Raw genomic sequence first — 1,741 nt, 5'->3', positions numbered from 1 at the left:
GGTGCCCGCGTCCTCCGCGCCGCCGGCCGTGTCGCGCACCGTGTCCGCCGTCGCGCGCAGGACGCGGGCACCGGGCGAGCCGTCCAGGCGGGAGTGCACCAGCCGCTCGAACGCCGTGGAGCGGAGCATGCGGTAGCGCAGCGGGGACGGGTCCACGGTGATCCGCTCGCCGTCGGCGCCGTGGATCCGCAGCCGGGACCAGGAGGCCGCGACCGCTTCGTCGAGGTCGCCGGTGCCCTCGTCCCAGTAGCACCAGGTCCGTTCGGGCGGGCGTCGCGGACCGTCCGGCGGTTCCACCAGGGTCACGGTGGTGGAGGGGTCCTCCGCCAGGTGCCGGGCGAGGCTGAGGCCGGACGCGCCGCCGCCGACGACGACGACGTCGGACACCTCGTCGGGGGCGTCGCCGCGGCGGCTCACCGGGCGTGCTGTCCGGCGGCGGGAGCACCGCCCGGGGCGGGGCGGGGCGGCCCGGCGCCCGCCGCCGTCGTATCGGTGACGGCGGCGCGTCGGCGCGGGCCGCCGCCGGCGGGCGCCGGGCGGGCTCCGCGGCCGGCCGGCCGCGCGGTGGGGGCGCCGCCGGTGACGCCGGTGGGGCCGGCCACCGGCACGCGCGTGCCGTCGATGTCCACGTCTTCACTCCCGGTCGCAGGGGCGGATCGGCCGCTCGCCGTCCGCGCTGTCGTTTCCGTGGCCCGGCCGCCGGCGGATGCGCCGGAACCGGGCGGACCGGCGTCGTCCGCGCCGGGCCGCCGCACACCGTCCCGGCGGGGTGTCGCCGGCGGTGCCGGGGCCGACGGCGTGCCCCGTCCACCCGAGCACGTTCCGTCCGGTGAGGCCAGGCGCCACCACGACCCGGCACCCGCGGAGTCCGCCGGATCACCTGAGCGCGACCGACTCCACCACCGCGACCGCCTCCGCGAGTCCCGGCGGACGCGGCAGTCCCGGCACGGTCTGCCCGGCCCAGCCGGGTCCGAGCGTCAGGACGACCGGCTTCCTGCGCGCGCCGCGCACCCCCCACTCCATCGCGGCCACGTGCTGGGCCAGGGGCCTGCTCGCGGTGGTCCGCGACTGCGCCCACAGTCCCACCGCGACCGGCCCGGTCCTGCGGACGGCGGCCACGAGCGACTCGACGGGCAGCGCGCCGCCGAACATCCGTACCGGGAGGCCCCGTTCGGCCAGTGCGGCGGCCAGGACCTCCAGGGGCAGCGTGTGGTTCTCCGCGGGCACGCAGGCGAGCACCGTGGTCGCGCCGGGCCGGTCGGCGGCCACGGGCGGGGCGTGGCGTCGCAGCGCGCCGGAGACGTGCCAGGACAGGAAGTGCTCGACCTCGACGTACCGCTCGCCCGAGCTCTCCCACTTGCGGCCGACCGCCTGCAGCGTCGGCACGATCACCTCGGTCCAGGCGGTGATCAGGCCGTGTTCCTCCATCGCCGTCCGCAGCAGTTCGTCGAGGGCGGCGGCGTCCAGGCGCAGGGCCGCGCGGGCGACCCCCCTGCACTCCTGGCGCGCGTCGCCCAGCCGGAGACCGGCGCGTCCGGCGTGACCCCGTCGAGCGCCAGCCGGGCGGCCTCGGCGGGCGCCAGTCCGGTCGCCGTCAGCGCGCACATCCGCTCCAGCCGGGCCACGTCCTCGTCGGTCCAGCGGCGGTGCCGGCCACCGGTGTGCGCGGTGGGGCCGAGACCGTAACGGCGGTCCCACGTCCGCACGGTGGTGGGTGCCACCCCCAGGCGCCTCGCCACCT

General features: G+C 79.0%; 1 protein-coding gene and 1 pseudogene. Both read right to left on the bottom strand.

The genetic code is table 11. The features are described from left to right. The coding region (locus AOK18_RS28885) for an FAD-dependent oxidoreductase (protein WP_157865278.1) at positions 1-417 on the bottom strand (417 nt) is incomplete at its 3' end. Positions 418-876: 459 nt separating this feature from the next. Continuing rightward, positions 877-1,739: pseudogene (locus AOK18_RS34950) on the bottom strand (MerR family transcriptional regulator). Between the last annotated feature and the right edge of the window lie 2 nt (positions 1,740-1,741).

Origin of the sequence: Streptomyces prasinopilosus, assembly GCF_001419695.1 — a bacterium.
Classification (GTDB): domain Bacteria; phylum Actinomycetota; class Actinomycetes; order Streptomycetales; family Streptomycetaceae; genus Streptomyces; species Streptomyces prasinopilosus.
This window is presented reverse-complemented; position numbering and strand designations above follow the sequence as displayed.